Genomic DNA, 14,742 nt, shown 5'->3' on the forward strand with positions numbered 1-14,742 from the left:
TGGCCGGCTCTGCACCGTCACCATTTGAACAACACCAGGCTGATCGCCAGGCTGCCCATGCCGGCCACCAGGCCGTACACGGTCTCGTGGCCCTTGGCGTAGCGCTTGGCCGCCGGCAGCAGTTCATCCAGGGCCAGGAACACCATCACCCCGGAAATGATGCCGAACACCCAGCCGAAGGTGGCGTGGTTGAGGACCCCCGACAGGGCCACATACCCGATCGCCGCGCCGATCGGCTCCGCCAACCCGGACAGCAGGCTGGCGCCGAACGCGTAGAACTTGTTCTGCGTGGCGAAATACACCGGGACCGCGATCGCGATGCCCTCGGGGATGTTGTGGATGGCGATGGCGAAGGCCAGTGGCATGCCCACCGACGGGCTTTCCAGCGTGGCGAAGAACGTTGCCAGCCCCTCGGGGAAGTTATGCGCGGTGATCGCCACCGCCGTCAGCAGGCCGACCCGCTTGATGTAGGCCTTGTTGTTGTCGCGGAACAGCGGGTCCTGCTTGTCCAGACTCTCGTGCGGGTTCGGGATCAGGTGGTCGATCACCACGATCAGCAGCACGCCGACCAGGAAGGCCGCGGTGCCGTAGGCGAAGCCCAGCCGGGCGTCATAGGCCTGGGTGAACGAGTCGATCGCCTTGTTGAGGATCTCGGTCAGCGAGACGAAAACCATCGCGCCACCGGCAAAGGCCAGCCCGAACGCCAGCAGGCGCGGGTTGGGCCGGCGCGAGAACAGCACCATCAGGCTGCCCAGCGCGGTGGCCAGGCCGGCGGCCAGGGTGACCGCCAGGGCGATCCATACGTTTTCACTGGAAATATCAGGCATCCGCCAACGCGTCCTTGTACGAGAAAAGTGCGCCATGCGATCCCAACCTCCGCACCGGACCGCTCAAATGCGGTGCTGCGTGGGGGCGGTGTTCACCGGGCGCGTGGCGACGCGTTGATCCGACGGGCGCCTTGACGATCCATGATGCGCGGTTTGCGGCGGCTGACCTCAATACAACGCGACGATCAGCCGCCGCGGCGCAGCCGTTCTTCGACCGCGAAGCACTGGTCGGGCTTGGGCTGCGGCGGGTTGAAGCTGACCGGCACCTGGATCGTGGTCGAGACCGCCTGCCCTGCGCGGGTGGCCGCCTTGAACTGCCAGGCCTGTACGGCCTTCTGTGCCTGCTCGTCGAGCTGGGCATTGCCGCTGCCGCTGGCGAGCTGGACCTGGCTGGGCTGGCCATCGGCGGCGATGGTCACCTTGAAGGTGCTGGTGCCGCCGATCCCCTGGCAGGCCAGTTCGATCGGGTACTCCGGCGGGGGCGTCTTGACCGCGGCGACCTCGGTGGGCGCAGCGACCGGGGCGGCCGGTTCGGCGGGCGTCTTGTTGCACCCGGCCAGGGCGGCCAGGGCAAGGCTGGACAGCATGATGTACTGCAATTTCATGGGCTTACTCCGTCAGGGCCGAGGCTTTCGCCGCGCAGATGAAGTCGTTCTCGCTCAGGCCGCCCACATCGTGGGTGGAGAAGCGCACCACGGCGCGGTCGTAATGCACGCCCAGGTCCGGGTGGTGGTCCTCGCGATGGGCCACCCAGGCCAAGGCGTTCACGAAGGCCATGGTGCCGTGGTAGTTGTCGAAGCGGAAGGTGCGGGTCAGCGCCTGGCCGGCCTCGGCCAGCTCCCAGCCGGGAATCTGCGCCAGCAGCTCGGTGACCCGGGCGGTGCCGAGCTTGTGGTCGCTGCCTTTGCGCGGCACGCAGTGCGCTTGCGCCAGCGGAATCAGGTCGGCCATGGGTTCCTCCACATCTGGATGACTGAACAATGCGCGGTCCGGTGTATAAACCGAATGAGCGCATAACAAGGGATTGGCTAGAATAGCCCGATGATCCAGATATCCGACACTGCCCAATCCTATTTCCGCAAGCTGATCGAACGTGAGGCCGTGCCCGGCATGGGTGTGCGCCTGACCGCCGTCGATGCGGGTACCCCGCGCGCCGATGCCCGCCTGGAGTTCGCTGATCCCAGTGAACTGCTGGGTGATGAGTGGGCGGTGGACTGCGATGGCTTCACCCTTTACGTGGCCGCCGCCAGTGTGGCCTGGGTCGATGGCGCCGAGATCGACTTCGTCACCAATGCCACCGGCAGCCAGCAGCTGACCATCAAGGCCCCCAAGATCAAGGGCGAGGCGCCGACCGAAGGCTCCTCGCTGGTCGAGCGCGTGCGCTGGGTGGTGGAGAATGAAGTCAATCCGCAGCTGGCCTCGCACGGCGGCAAGGTCGCGGTGCAGGAAGTCTCGGCCGATGGCGTGGTGCTGCTGCGCTTCGGCGGTGGCTGCCAGGGCTGCGGCATGGCCGACGTCACGCTCAAGCAGGGCATTGAAAAGACCCTGATGGGGCGGGTGCCCGGCATCACCGCGGTGCGCGATGCGACCGACCACGACAGTGGCGACGCGCCGTACATTCCCCGCGGCACGGCAGCCTGATCCCGCTGCGTGCCACTGCGCCGGGCTGACGACATCCTCGAGTGGCTGCTGGCTCGCCAGCCGGACACGCGCTTTCTTGAAAAAACCACCGGCCTCCCCTATGGGTGGGGCCTGTGGCTGCGTGCGTTGTCGCCGTTGCCGCGTCCGTTCCGGGCCAGCGAAGTGCTGGCCGAGCTGGCCCAGCGTGAGCCGGTACGGCACGGCGGGCGGCTGCCGGCGCTGAGTTTCGTGCAGGCGATGCGCCGGCTGCTCTGGCAGGGCTGGGAACCGGCCCCGCGCGACCAGCGCTGGATGCGCTGGACCTCGGCGGTGATCAGCGCGTTGTTGCATCTGTTGTTCGCCCTGGCGCTGCTGTGGGTCGCCTTGATCCGGCCGCCCAGCGAACCGGAACAAGGCGGTGAGAGCGGGCGTGTGCAGGTGGCGTTCGTTGGACGCGGCGCGCCGCAGCAGGAAGAGGGCGCGCAACCTGCCACTGCCGAGCCGGCCACGGCGGAAGCTGCGATCGCTGCGGCGATGGCCAATGCCCAGGCGATGGCGCAGGCCGAGGCCGATGCGCAGACAGCATCGGCCCCACAGCCGACCGCAGCGCCGGCGCCACCGAGCGAGCCGCAACCGGCGCCACCCGCGCCGGCGACGCCCGCGGTGGAGCAGCCCGTCCAGGCGACCGAGGTGGCCGAGGCCACCACCGATTTCGTGGTGCCGCCGACCAGCGTCCCGCGCACCGAAGTACGTGTGATGACGCGCGAACCGCAGGACATTGCGGTCCGTGAGCGCACCGTGGTCACGGTGGAGACGCCGACGCCGCGTGCCACCGTACCGGCGCCGCGCCCGGCCGAACCGCAGGTGCGCACGCCCGAGCTGAGCGTGCAGGAGCGGCAGGTCACCGTGGTCGAAGCGCCGACACCCACCGTGGCCATTCCCGGGCCGCGCGTGGAGGCCACCGTGCCCCAACGTGACGTGCAGGTGCGCGAACGCGAGATCCGGCCGGTGAGCGCGCCGGCGGTGAGCGTGGCCACATTGCCCGCGCGCGAGGTGGCTGTGTCCGGTCGAACGCCGGATGTCGCCGTGCGCGAGCGCGCGGTGCCCAACGCCGCCCCGCGCCCGGCACCGCCATCACCGGCGGCGGCGGCGGCGAGCAATGCCAGCAGTGCTGCGAGTGCGTCCACGGCGTCCGCTGCAGCGCGCGCCCCGGCGAGCCCCTCCAAGGCGCCCCCGGGCAGTTGGGCCACGCCCAACCGTTCCGACGACTGGGGTGCGGCCAATCATCCGCAGGATGCCGACCTCAATGGCAGGGCCGTGAGTGCGACCCAAGGCAATGCCGGCAGCCTGTTCAAGGCCGATGGCAGCGTGCGCGTGCCTGGCCAGGAGGGGCGCGCAAACAGCGAGCGTGGCGCGCCGGGCGGCGATAAGGACGGCTGGAGCAAGGAGCGCATCGCGCAGTCCGGCACATGGCTCAAGCGCCCGCCGTACGACTACACGCCGACCTCGTTCGACAAGTACTGGGCCCCCAACGAATCGCTGCTGGCCGAGTGGGTACGCAAGGGCATCAAGGCCGTCGAGATTCCGATCCCAGGCACGAGTTCGTCCATTTCCTGCGTGATTTCCGTGCTGCAGTTCGGTGGCGGCTGCGGCCTGAGCGATCCGAACATGCAGGACCAGCCGGCCATCGCACGCCCGCCGCCGGACATCCCGTTCAAGAAAGAACTGCAGGAAGACAACGGCAGCCGATGAGGCTGTGCCTCATCGGCAGTAGAGCCACCCCAGGGGTGGCTGCCCTGGGGTCAGGCATCAGGGGCGTCACAGCAAAGCATGGCGTGGCTCTGCCCGGAGAGGGGGTTACGGCGTCGCGGCGTCCTCGTCCAGTTCCACGTCTGCATCGCGCAGTGCCACGAACGCCCAGAACGGCACGTTGCTGTCGCTCCAGTAGCGGCTGGCTTCGTCGAGCACATCCAGCAGCGTGTCGAAATCGGCACCGGCATCGCTGCGCAGGGCATCGGCGTCGCTGAAGAACAGCGCATAGCCGTTCGCCGGCAGCCAGGCCAGGTCGCGCAGGTTATCGGTCAGCGCATCCCAGTTGCCGCCGAAGCCGGTTGGAAAATCCAAGCGTGCGGCCAGGCGCATCAGCAGCGTGCGTTTGTCGTGGCAGCCGTCCAGATCGATCTGGATCACGCGCAGGCCGGCATCGCGCATCGCGGCCGACAAGGGGGCGACATCATCGTTGCCGATCGCATAGATGCCGGCATTGTTGATGTCGTGCAGGCCCAACTCGAATCCGTCATGCGTCATTGCCAGCTCCCGGCAGGTGGAACGTCGAAACTGCGGAACGTTTCATAGTGATCATCGGTGTAGAACCAGCCAGTAGGGGGTGTGCCGCCGGTGACGATGCGCCGCGCACCGCGATTGCCGGCGCCGGGCGTGTCCACCGTGTATTCGTGGTAATAGCCGCGCGGCCGCTGCGGCAGGCGCTGTTCGCGGTTGCTGAAAATGCTGCCGTCCTGCCGGTGCGGGTACGGGCCGCCGCGCTGGATCAGTGCGATGGTGTCGCGCGCCTCGGCGGGCAGGAACGGGGGCAGGGGATCGCGCGCTGCCTTGGCCGATGCCGGTGATGACGTCGCGGCACTGGCGGGCGGCGCGGCATCCGGTTGCGTCAGCGATGGCGCGAACTGCGGAGCGGGCGGGCGTTGGGCCAGCTTGATGGCGGCCAGGCCGCCCACCAGCAGCACGATGGCGATCAACAACAGCAGTGGCTTGCGCATGAGGGGCCAAGGGCGATGGGCGAGGCGACTACTCTACTGCGATCATCGCCCCGCACGGTGAGGCCCAGCCGAACAGGCGTGCTGCGCTGCGAGGGAGCCCACCTCGCCCGGCGTGCACCGTCACTGTCGCGTCACGATCCGGACACGCGGCCGACCGCACAGGACGAAGTTTCCTTTACATGGCCCTTGGTAAGCTTATCGGCCATCCCCATCATCGACTCCGCAACGCCCGGTCTTTGCCGGGTGAGTGAGCTACCAGGAGAACCACATGGCCTATACCCTCCCCAAGCTGTCCTACGCCTACGACGCGCTCGAGCCGCATATCGACGCAGCGACGATGGAAATCCACCACACCAAGCATCACCAGACGTACATCAACAACGTCAACGCCGCGCTGGAAGGCACCGAGTTCGCCGATCTGCCGGTGGAAGAACTGGTCAAGAAGACCAAGTCGCTTCCGGAAAACCTGCAGGGCGTCGTGCGCAACAACGGCGGCGGCCATGCCAACCACACCCTGTTCTGGACCGTGATGTCGCCCAACGGCGGCGGTGCACCGGTGGGCGACGTGGCCAAGGCCATCGATTCGCAGCTGGGCGGCCTGGAGAAGTTCAAGGAAGCCTTCACCAAGGCCGCACTGACCCGCTTCGGCAGCGGCTGGGCCTGGCTGAGCGTCACCCCGGACAAGAAGGTCGTGGTGGAAAGCAGCGCCAACCAGGACAGCCCGCTGATGGACGGCAACACGCCGATCCTGGCCCTGGACGTGTGGGAGCACGCGTACTACCTGAAGTACCAGAACCGTCGCCCGGAATACATCGGCGCGTTCTTCAACGTCGTCGACTGGAATGAAGTCGAGCGTCGTTACCAGGACGCCATTGCCTGATCGGCAGGGTCACCTGAAACGAGAACGGCCAGGCAGCGATGCCTGGCCGTTCTTCGTTGCGCCGCCGGGAGCCCTGCGACGTCAGGGCGCGCTGGTGCTCTCCGGCGTCTGCAGGCGCAGGGTCGCCATGGTGCCCAGACGCATCGTGGCGGGGTCACTTTCGCTGGCCGGCAGCTTGATGCTGTCCTGGCGGATGCCGCCGAAATACTTCACCTGGAACAGCACGTCCAGGCCGTGCCCACGTGCCGCGCCGGCCAGTGAGGGCGGATCCACGCGTTCGCCGGGGTTCTTGCGGGCCGGCTGGAAGCCCGGCGTGCTGCCCACCAGTTCGGTGATCTCGGCGGAGAAATCGCCGGCGATCAGCGAGGGCAGGCCCTCGGCGGTCGCGCCGATCCAGGTCATCAGGTCGCTGGTCTGGTGCCGGCGGATCTGCGCGTCGTCCGGCTCCGGCCGCAGCCGGGCCACGTAGATGTTGATCAGCTCTTCGCGCAGCTTGATCCGCACCATGCCGGCGGCGCTGAACTGCCCGGGCGGGTGCAGCAGGGTGACGGCGTCGTCGGTGACCGGCAACCGGGTCAGCATCGCGCTGCCATGGCGCAACGGCTGGCTGGGCGGATCGGCGGTGACGAAATCGCAGCTGTAGCGCAGACGGCTGGCCAGCCAGCAGGCCGGGTTACGCCCCTGGGTCTGCAGCACGCGCTGCACCGCGATCACGTCCGGCTGCATGGATTCGAGCAGCTGCAGCACCTGGTCCCGCCGTTGCTGCCACTGCGCATCGTCCTGCGTCGGCAGTTCCAGCGTGGCGATCTTCAGCGAGGGCAGGGCATCCTCGGCCTGGCGTGCGTGCGCGCCTGCGGCGGGGGCCGCCAGCAACAGCAGCAGGATCCAGCCTGTCCAACGTCGGGTCCCACCAGTGATGTGCGTGCGCATAACGATAAGTTTACGCTTCCGCCGTCGACGATCCGTGACATGGGTTCCATCCCGCGCGGCCGTTTTCGGCCTGCCTGCCATGTCCGGCGCCGCCTGTCATGCAGCTGTGCAGCGTGCGCTGGGGTAGGGGCTTCCGGTAATCTTGGTCCTTTCGTGTTTGCAGGACAGCCCCACAGGATGAGCAATATCGCAGCCGCCAGCGCAGGCAAAGGAAAGATGCCGCGCCAGATTCCCTACATCATCGGCAATGAGGCCTGCGAACGCTTCAGCTTCTATGGGATGCGCAACATCCTGGTGCAGTTCCTGATCACCTCGCTGCTGCTGCAGGAGATCACCGCCGATGGCCGTGCCGGCGAGGCCAAGGACATCATGCACAGCTTCATGATCGGCGTGTATTTCTTCCCGCTGCTTGGTGGCTGGCTGGCCGACAAGTTTTTCGGCAAGTACCACACCATCCTGTGGTTCAGCCTCATTTACTGCGCCGGCCACGCCTGCCTGGCCATCTTCGAGGACAGCCGCCAGGGCTTCTTCGTCGGCCTGGGCCTGATCGCGCTGGGCGCCGGTGGCATCAAGCCGCTGGTGGCCTCGTTCATGGGTGATCAGTTCGACCAGAGCAACAAGCATCTGGCCAAGCTCGTGTTCGATGCCTTCTACTGGATCATCAACTTCGGCTCGCTGTTCGCCTCGCTGCTGATCCCGCTGGCACTGAAGAACCTGGGCCCGTCGTGGGCCTTCGGCATCCCGGGCATCCTGATGTTCGTGGCCACCTTCGTGTTCTGGATGGGCCGCAAGCGCTATGTGCTGGTGCCGCTGCCGCCGAAGGACCCGCATTCGTTCGGCAACGTGGTGCGCACCGCGCTGTCGGCGCAGGTGCCGGGCAAGGGCCGTCCGGGGCGTACGCTGGCGATCCTCGGTGCGGTGCTGGCGGTGGCCTCGATGGGGCTGGTGGGCAGCCTGGGCATCGTGATCTGCCTGTGCATCGCGCTGGTCCTGCTGCTGGCCGGTATCGGTGGCGGCACCTGGATCCAGCTGGACCGCGCCCGTGCAGTGCATCCGGCCGAGGCCGTGGAAGGTGTGCGCTCGGTGCTGCGCGTGCTGGTGATCTTCGCGCTGACCACGCCGTTCTTCTCGCTGTTCGACCAGAAGGCCTCGACCTGGGTGTTGCAGGGCCAGCAGATGGCCATGCCGAGCTGGTTCACCGCCTCGCAGATGCAGGCGCTGAACCCGCTGCTGGTGATGATCCTGATCCCGTTCAACAACCTGGTGCTGTACCCGATGCTGCGCCGCTTCGGCTTCGAGCCGACCGCGCTGCGCCGGATGACCGCCGGTATCGCCTTCAGCGGCCTGGCCTGGATCGTGGTTGGTGGCATCCAGGTGATGATGGATGGCGGCAACGTCATGTCCATCTTCTGGCAGATGCTGCCCTACGCGCTGCTCACCTTCGGTGAGGTGCTGGTCTCGGCCACCGGCCTGGAGTTCGCCTACAGCCAGGCGCCGCAGGCGATGAAGGGCGTGGTGATGAGCTTCTGGAACCTGACCACCACCATCGGCAACCTGTGGGTGCTGCTGTCCAACGCGGCGGTGCGCAACGATACGGTGACCCACCAGATCGCCAGTACCGGCTTGAGCGAGGCGGCGTTCCTGATGTTCTTCTTCGCCGGCTTTGCGTTCCTGGCGGCGTTGGCCTTCGGTTGGTATGCCAAGCGCTATCGTATGGTCGACAACTACCGCACCGCCTGAGCCTGACATGACCCCAGTCAACCTGCTGCTGATCGCCATCACCGTCATCGTGTCGTGGATGGCGTTCAAGAACCGTGCGCTCGCCGACCGCCTGATCCTGTGGCCGCCGGCGGTGGACCGCAACCGTCAGTACGATCGCCTGATCACGTACGGGTTCATCCACGCCGATCTGTCGCACCTGGCGTTCAACATGATCACGCTGTTCTTCTTCGGCGGCTTCATCGAACAGGTGATGCTGCAGTTGAGCGGCAGCTACCTGACCTATCCGGCGTTCTATCTGGGTGCATTGCTGGTGTCGATCCTGCCGAGCTATCTGAAGAACCAGAAGAACCCCAACTACCTCAGCCTGGGGGCATCGGGCGCGGTGTCGGCGGTGTTGTTCGCCTTCATCCTGATCAAGCCGTGGTCGATCATCCTGGTGCTGTTCATTCCGGCCCCGGCGATCATCTATGCGGTGTTCTACGTGGGCTACAGCATCTGGATGGACCGCCGCGGCGGCGATCGCATCAACCACAGCGCGCATCTGGCCGGTGCGGCCTTCGGTGTGCTGTTCATGCTGGCCATGCAGCCGAGCATCTTCAGCCACTTCCTGCGTGAGCTGAGCAACCCGACCTTCCGCCTCGGCGGTTGAGTCGGGGCCTACCGACCAACGGTCGGTACCTGCAACGTGGTACCTGGCGCGGGTAGCTCACGACCGTTGGTCGTGAGCCCGGTAACCGTCAGGCGTGAGCGTCTCAGCCGTCAGGCAGCCTTCTTTCCGTCTACGCCATAGGTGCTGAGCAGGCGGGAATAGACCTCGTTGTCGATCTGGTCGAATTCCCAACCCTGGGTCTGGCCGTTCACGGCCAACTGGAACAAGCCTTCCAGCAGGGAGGTATCGGCGTCGCCGTGGGGGGCGGGGGCAGGTGCGGTGTTGTCCATGCGGACCTCCGGAAAGCGGGTGCGTACAGGCAGGTCTTCGCAAAAGCCATGCCAGCTTTCACGCCCTGTCCGACTCCAGTATCGGCCGGAGGGCGCCGGGCTTTAGGGCGGGATGTGACGCAGCACGTCGCTGCTTGCCCCTGTTCAGGCTTCACGCGATCATGGCGGCCGGCTGCGCACTATCGCTGCAGTCGCCGCAGGAGACACCGCTCATGGCTTCGGTCACGCCGCCCGGACTGGCTTACGAGGTGGAGCACGATCTGGCCAATCACCGCTTCCAGGCCCGGGTCAAAGGGCATCTGGCGCTGCTGGATTACCAGATCAAGCGCAAGCGGATGATCATCACCCATACCGAGGTGCCGGAGCCGATCGCCGGCCGTGGCGTGGCGGGTGAGTTGACCAAGGTGGCGCTGCGCTATGCGCGCGAACAGAAATTCAAGGTGGTGCCGGCCTGCGCTTACGCCGAGGCGTTCCTGCAGCGGCACGAGGAGTACGACGACCTGCTGGTCCGATGACGACAGCGGGTCATGCTTCAGGGATGGCCGATCATGATGGTGGGTTACAACAAGGGGATTTCAGGATGAACATCGCAGGAAACCGTCGCGCGCTGCGCGCCAGCGCGTTGGCCATGGCCATGGGCGTGGTGGTGCTGGCAGGCTGCAACAAGCACGACGGCGACACACAAGCACCGGCGGCGCCGGTCGACACGGCTGCCGAACCTGTCGCGCCCGCGGTGGCGCCCGACGCACCGGTCGAGCTGCGCGATGTGATCGAAACCTCGCCGCAGGCCGTGGTCGGGATCACCTACCCGCCGGACATCGCCCGGTATCCGGGCTTGGCCAAGGCGCTGGGCGGCTATGCCGACAGTGCGCGGGCAGAGCTGCAGCAGGCGCTGGACGGGCTGGGCAACGACAAGCCGACCATGCCCTACGAGCTTTCGCTGACCTTCGAGAAGGTGCTGGAAACGCCGCAGCTGGTGGTGGTGACCGCCGATGGCAGCCGCTATACCGGCGGTGCGCACGGTGAGCCGCTGGTGGCGCGCTTTGTGTGGCTGCCGGAGCAGCAGCAGATGCTGACCGCCGACAAGCTGGTGGCCGATGCCAAGGGCTGGAAAGCGATCAGCGATTACGTGGCCGACCAGCTGCGCGAGCGCGTGGCGACCCGGTTGAGCGGCGATGAAATGGAGCCGGCACAGATGCAGGAATCGCTGCGCAATGCCAGCCGGATGATCGCCGACGGCACCGGGCCAAGTGCCGACAACTTCAGCCAGTTCCAGCCGCTGACCGGTTCCGACGGGCGCATCTCTGCGATACGCTTCGTGTTCCCGCCCTACCAGGTAGGGCCGTACTCGGACGGCACGCAGACCGTGGACGTCCCGGCCGCCGTGCTGGTGCCGCACGTGGGTCAGGATGTCGCAGGGTTGTTCGCCCGGGGCTGATCGACGGAGGCGATGTGGACGCTGGGCTGCAACGACGGGTCACAGGGTTGCTGCATGAGGCGGGGATCACCGTGGAAGGTGACCAACCGCAGGACATCACGGTGCACGACCCGCGCTTCTACGCGCGGGTCATGGCCCACGGCTCGCTGGGCCTGGGCGAGAGTTACATGGACGGGCAGTGGGATGCCCGCGCGCTGGATGACGTCCTCTTTCATCTGATGCAGGCGCATCTGGACGAGCGCGTGCACGGCTGGCGCGATCTGGCCGATGCGCTCAAGGCGAGGGTGTTCAACCTGCAGGCCGGGGCCGGCAGTTTCGAGGTCGGCCGGCGCCATTACGATCTGGGCAACGATCTGTACGAGGCGATGCTCGGCCAACGCCTGGTCTACAGCTGTGGCTACTGGCGCCAGGCAACGGATCTGGATGCCGCCCAGGAGGCCAAGCTCGATCTGATCTGCCGCAAGCTGGGGCTGCGCGCTGGCCAGCGCATTCTGGATATCGGCTGCGGGTGGGGCGAGGCGCTGAAATTCGCGGCCGAGCGTTACGGCGTGTCCGGGGTGGGCGTGACGATCTCGCTGGAACAGGCGGAGTATGCGCGCCAGTTGTGCGCGGGGCTGCCGATCGAGATCCGGCTGCAGGACTATCACGCGGTGGACGAGTCCTTCGACGCGATCCTGTCAGTGGGCATGTTCGAGCACGTAGGCGACAAGAACTATCGCGGCTACTTCGAGATGGCGCGGCGCTGCCTGCGGCCGGAGGGATTGTTCCTGCTGCATTCGATCGGCAGCAATCTGTCGCGGCATCGTACCGATCCGTGGATCGCCAAGTACATTTTCCCGAATTCGATGCTGCCCTCGGCGGCGCAGGTGACGGAGGCGTTCGAGGGGCTGTTCGTGTTGGAGGATTGGCACAACTTCGGCACCGATTACGACCGGACGCTGCAGGCGTGGCGGGCCAATATCGAGGCGGCGTGGCCACGGCTGGATGCGCAGCGCTATGACGAACGCTTCCGCCGGATGTGGCGGTTCTATCTGGCCGGCTCGATGGCGAGTTTCCGCTGCCGGCATGCGCAGTTGTGGCAGTTGGTGTTGTCGCCGAACGGCGTGCCGGGGGGCTATGTGGCGCCGCGGTGAGGGCAACAAAAAAACGCCCGGTAGTGCCGGGCGTTTTTTGTACTGCACGTCGTTGAAGCGGACGCTTACTTCTTGCTGTCACCCGAGGTCAGGCCGCGCTTTTCGAGCAGCGGCTCGATCTGCGGGGCGTGCCCGGCGAAGTTCTGGAACAGCTCCATCGCATCCACGCTGCCGCCCTTGGAGAGCAGGGTCTGGCGGAAGTGGTCGCCGTTCTTGCGGCTCAGGCCACCGTTTTCGCGGAACCACTTCTGGGTGTTGGCATCGAGCACTTCGGACCAGATGTAGGCGTAGTAGCCGGCCGAGTAGCCGCCCATGATGTGGCTGAAGTACGGGGTCTTGTAACGCGGCGGGACCGGCGCGTAGAAGATGCCGTCCTTGGCCAGGGCCTCGGCTTCGAACTTCATCACGTCCTTGGCAGCCGGCACCTGGTCCGGGCCGATCTGGTGCCAGCGCTGGTCGAGCATGGCCGCACCGAGGTATTCGGTGGTGGCGAAGCCCTGGTTGAACTTGGCGGCAGCGACGACCTTGTCGAGCAGGGCCTGCGGCATGGCCGTGCCGTTCTGGTAATGCTTGGCGTAGTTCTTCAGGATGACCGGATCATCGGCCCACATCTCGTTGACCTGCGAGGGGAACTCGACGAAGTCGCGCGGCACCGAGGTGCCCGAGAAATAGGGGTACTTCACGTTCGAGAACATGCCGTGCAGGGCATGGCCGAATTCGTGGAAGGTGGTGGTCACTTCATCCCAGGTCAGCAGGGTCGGCTTGCCGGCCGGCGGCTTGGGGATGTTGAGGTGGTTGGCGACCACCGGCTTGAAGCCGGTCAGCTCGGACTGCGAGACATACGAGTTCATCCATGCACCGCCGCGCTTGGAGGCGCGTGCGTACGGGTCGAAGATGAAGATCGCCAGCTGGCTGCCGTCGGCATCGAACACGTCGTAGACGGTGACGTCTTCGTGGTAGACCGGCAGGTCGGTGCGCTGCTTGAAGGTCAGGCCGAATTCGAGCTGGGCGGCGTGGAAGACGCCGTTTTCGAGCACGTTCTTCATTTCGAAGTACGGCTTGAGCTGGGATTCGTCGAAGTTGTACTTGGCCTGGCGGACCTTCTCGCTGTAGAACGCCCAGTCCCATGCTTCGAGCTTGAAGGTGGGCTTGCCGGCGGCCTTCTGTTCCTTGTCGATCATGGCCTGCAGGTCGGCGGCTTCGCGCTTGGCGTTGGCGACGGCGGCCGGGGCGAGCTGGCCGAGCATGGCGTTGACGGCTTCGGGGGTCTTGGCGGTCTGGTTGGTGAGGTTGTAGGCGGCGAAGTTCGCAAAGCCCATCAGCTTGGCCTTGTCGGCACGCAGCTGCATGATGCGCGAGACCAGGGCGGTGTTGTCGTACTCGCCGCCGCGGCTGCCGCGGGTGATGGAGGCTTCGTAGATCTTCTGGCGCAGCGCGCGGTTGGCCAGGTTGGTCAGCGGCGGCTGGCCGGTGGTGTTGAGCAGGGTGATGACGTACTTGCCGTCCTGGCCACGGGCCTTGGCGGCTTCGGCAGCGGCGGAGATCTGCTCCTGCGAGAGACCGGCCAGCTCCTTGACGTCATCAACGGTGATCGCCGAGGCGTTCACTTCGGCCAGCACGTTCTGGCTGAACGTGGTGCCCAGGTTGGCCAGTTCGGCGTTCATTTCCTTGAGCTTGGTCTTGTCGGCTTCGGACAGCTTGGCGCCGGCGCGGACGTAGCTCTCGTAGTACTTCTCGACCAGGCGCACGCCTTCGGCGTCGAGGCCGAGCGCGGCGCGACCGTCGTACAGACTCTGGATGCGGGCGAACAGCTTGCCGTTCAGCGCGATGGCGTCGCTGTGCGCGGCGAAGCGGGCGGAGTAATCGGCCTGCAGCTTCTTGCGTGCGTCGTTGGTGTCGGCGCCGACGAGGCTGAAGAAGACGGTGGTGGCGCGATCCAGGGTGTCACCGCTCTTTTCCAGGGCGATGATGGTGTTGTCGAAGGTCGGCTTGGCCTTGTTGTTGGCGATCGCGTCGACTTCCTTCAGTTGCTGGGCCATGCCGGCGTCGAAGGCGGGCGCGAAGTCGCTGTCCTTGATCTTGTCGAACTGCGGGAAGTGCAGCGGCAGCGGGCTGTCGGCGAAGAACGGGTTGGCCTGCTGGGCGGTGGTCGCGGCCGGGGTGGCGGCGGTGGCGGAATAGGCGGGCAGGGCAAGGCCGAGGGTCACGGCGACGGCGAGGGCAAGACGGGTGGTCAAGGGGAATTCTCCGGTCAGACAAGTCTTTGAGGGTAACCCGAGCCGTTGCGGAGGGGCTTGTGTCGAAAGGCATGTTTTGGCCGGACCACGGCCGGGGCATTGCGAAAGGGCGCGGTCACAGCAACAGCAACAGCGGCGATGGGCTGCTGCGAGGCGCGGGGCGGGTGGGGGCCGGCGGGGCACGCTGTGAATACGTCCATGTACGCTCGTAGTGCGCCATCCATGGCGCACTACGGCCC

General features: G+C 66.3%; 16 protein-coding genes. 8 read left to right on the top strand and 8 right to left on the bottom strand.

Annotated elements, in window-relative coordinates:
* Nucleotides 1-17: 17 nt before the first annotated feature.
* The 3 genes from zupT to QMX81_RS11010 form a co-directional block, all read right to left on the bottom strand.
* A complete protein-coding gene (zupT, locus tag QMX81_RS11000; RefSeq protein WP_019182887.1) occupies nt 18-827 on the bottom strand; it encodes a zinc transporter ZupT in 810 nt (269 codons plus the stop codon).
* A 185-nt stretch (nt 828-1,012) separates the two neighbouring features.
* A complete protein-coding gene (locus tag QMX81_RS11005; RefSeq protein WP_121038078.1) occupies nt 1,013-1,432 on the bottom strand; it encodes an energy transducer TonB in 420 nt (139 codons plus the stop codon).
* A gap of 4 nt (nt 1,433-1,436) precedes the next feature.
* Nucleotides 1,437-1,778, bottom strand: a complete 342-nt coding sequence (locus QMX81_RS11010) for a 4a-hydroxytetrahydrobiopterin dehydratase (protein ID WP_019182889.1) — start codon at nt 1,776-1,778, stop codon at nt 1,437-1,439.
* Nucleotides 1,779-1,868: 90 nt separating this feature from the next.
* On the opposite strand from QMX81_RS11010, the gene QMX81_RS11015 reads away from it, so the two are divergent.
* Both QMX81_RS11015 and QMX81_RS11020 read left to right on the top strand, forming a co-directional pair.
* A complete protein-coding gene (locus QMX81_RS11015) occupies nt 1,869-2,468 on the top strand; it encodes an NfuA family Fe-S biogenesis protein (protein WP_121038075.1) in 600 nt (199 codons plus the stop codon).
* Nucleotides 2,469-2,477: 9 nt separating this feature from the next.
* The gene (locus tag QMX81_RS11020; protein WP_282261407.1) at nt 2,478-4,199 is read left to right on the top strand and encodes a hypothetical protein; all 1,722 of its coding nucleotides are present in this window, start codon (nt 2,478-2,480) and stop codon (nt 4,197-4,199) included.
* 105 nt (nt 4,200-4,304) lie between these two features.
* On the opposite strand, the gene QMX81_RS11025 is transcribed toward QMX81_RS11020, so the two are convergent.
* Entirely contained in the window at nt 4,305-4,754 is a 450-nt protein-coding gene (locus QMX81_RS11025; RefSeq protein WP_121038069.1) for a barstar family protein, read from the bottom strand.
* Nucleotides 4,751-5,224, bottom strand: a complete 474-nt coding sequence (locus QMX81_RS11030; RefSeq protein WP_121038066.1) for a ribonuclease domain-containing protein — start codon at nt 5,222-5,224, stop codon at nt 4,751-4,753. The genes QMX81_RS11025 and QMX81_RS11030 overlap by 4 nt, the downstream gene beginning before the upstream one ends.
* Before the next feature lie 268 nt (nt 5,225-5,492).
* On the opposite strand from QMX81_RS11030, the gene QMX81_RS11035 reads away from it, so the two are divergent.
* Nucleotides 5,493-6,104 carry a superoxide dismutase gene (locus QMX81_RS11035; protein ID WP_121038063.1) on the top strand — a complete coding sequence of 204 codons (612 nt, stop codon included), beginning with the start codon at nt 5,493-5,495 and terminating at the stop codon, nt 6,102-6,104.
* 81 nt (nt 6,105-6,185) lie between these two features.
* On the opposite strand, the gene QMX81_RS11040 is transcribed toward QMX81_RS11035, so the two are convergent.
* A complete protein-coding gene (locus tag QMX81_RS11040; protein WP_121038060.1) occupies nt 6,186-7,034 on the bottom strand; it encodes an endonuclease/exonuclease/phosphatase family protein in 849 nt (282 codons plus the stop codon).
* Nucleotides 7,035-7,211: 177 nt separating this feature from the next.
* On the opposite strand from QMX81_RS11040, the gene QMX81_RS11045 reads away from it, so the two are divergent.
* Together QMX81_RS11045 and QMX81_RS11050 are read left to right on the top strand one after the other, a co-directional pair.
* Nucleotides 7,212-8,774: an oligopeptide:H+ symporter gene (locus QMX81_RS11045; protein ID WP_152152686.1), complete on the top strand. Its 1,563-nt coding sequence runs from the start codon at nt 7,212-7,214 to the stop codon at nt 8,772-8,774.
* A 7-nt stretch (nt 8,775-8,781) separates the two neighbouring features.
* Complete coding sequence (locus QMX81_RS11050; protein ID WP_019182898.1) at nt 8,782-9,405, top strand: rhomboid family intramembrane serine protease; 624 nt, start codon at nt 8,782-8,784, stop codon at nt 9,403-9,405.
* A gap of 110 nt (nt 9,406-9,515) precedes the next feature.
* Here the strand turns inward: QMX81_RS11050 and QMX81_RS11055 are convergent, their stop codons facing one another.
* Nucleotides 9,516-9,695, bottom strand: coding sequence for a hypothetical protein (locus QMX81_RS11055; RefSeq protein ID WP_121038054.1), 180 nt, complete (start codon nt 9,693-9,695; stop codon nt 9,516-9,518).
* 212 nt (nt 9,696-9,907) lie between these two features.
* Between QMX81_RS11055 and QMX81_RS11060 the strand changes: the two genes are divergently transcribed.
* The 3 genes from QMX81_RS11060 to cfa all read left to right on the top strand — a co-directional run bounded on the left by QMX81_RS11060 (nt 9,908) and on the right by cfa (nt 12,266).
* Nucleotides 9,908-10,210, top strand: a complete 303-nt coding sequence (locus QMX81_RS11060) for a GNAT family N-acetyltransferase (protein WP_121041132.1) — start codon at nt 9,908-9,910, stop codon at nt 10,208-10,210.
* A 65-nt stretch (nt 10,211-10,275) separates the two neighbouring features.
* Nucleotides 10,276-11,133, top strand: coding sequence for a DUF3298 and DUF4163 domain-containing protein (locus QMX81_RS11065; protein WP_152152684.1), 858 nt, complete (start codon nt 10,276-10,278; stop codon nt 11,131-11,133).
* Nucleotides 11,134-11,147: 14 nt separating this feature from the next.
* Nucleotides 11,148-12,266 (top strand): cyclopropane fatty acyl phospholipid synthase, encoded by a 1,119-nt coding sequence (cfa, locus tag QMX81_RS11070; protein ID WP_282261417.1) that lies wholly within the window; start codon nt 11,148-11,150, stop codon nt 12,264-12,266.
* A 65-nt stretch (nt 12,267-12,331) separates the two neighbouring features.
* On the opposite strand, the gene QMX81_RS11075 is transcribed toward cfa, so the two are convergent.
* Nucleotides 12,332-14,503: a M3 family metallopeptidase gene (locus QMX81_RS11075; protein ID WP_152152682.1), complete on the bottom strand. Its 2,172-nt coding sequence runs from the start codon at nt 14,501-14,503 to the stop codon at nt 12,332-12,334.
* Nucleotides 14,504-14,742 lie beyond the last annotated feature (239 nt).

The sequence above is a fragment of the Stenotrophomonas sp. PS02301 genome (assembly GCF_029959485.1).
GTDB classification, from domain to species: Bacteria; Pseudomonadota; Gammaproteobacteria; order Xanthomonadales; family Xanthomonadaceae; genus Stenotrophomonas; species Stenotrophomonas maltophilia_Z.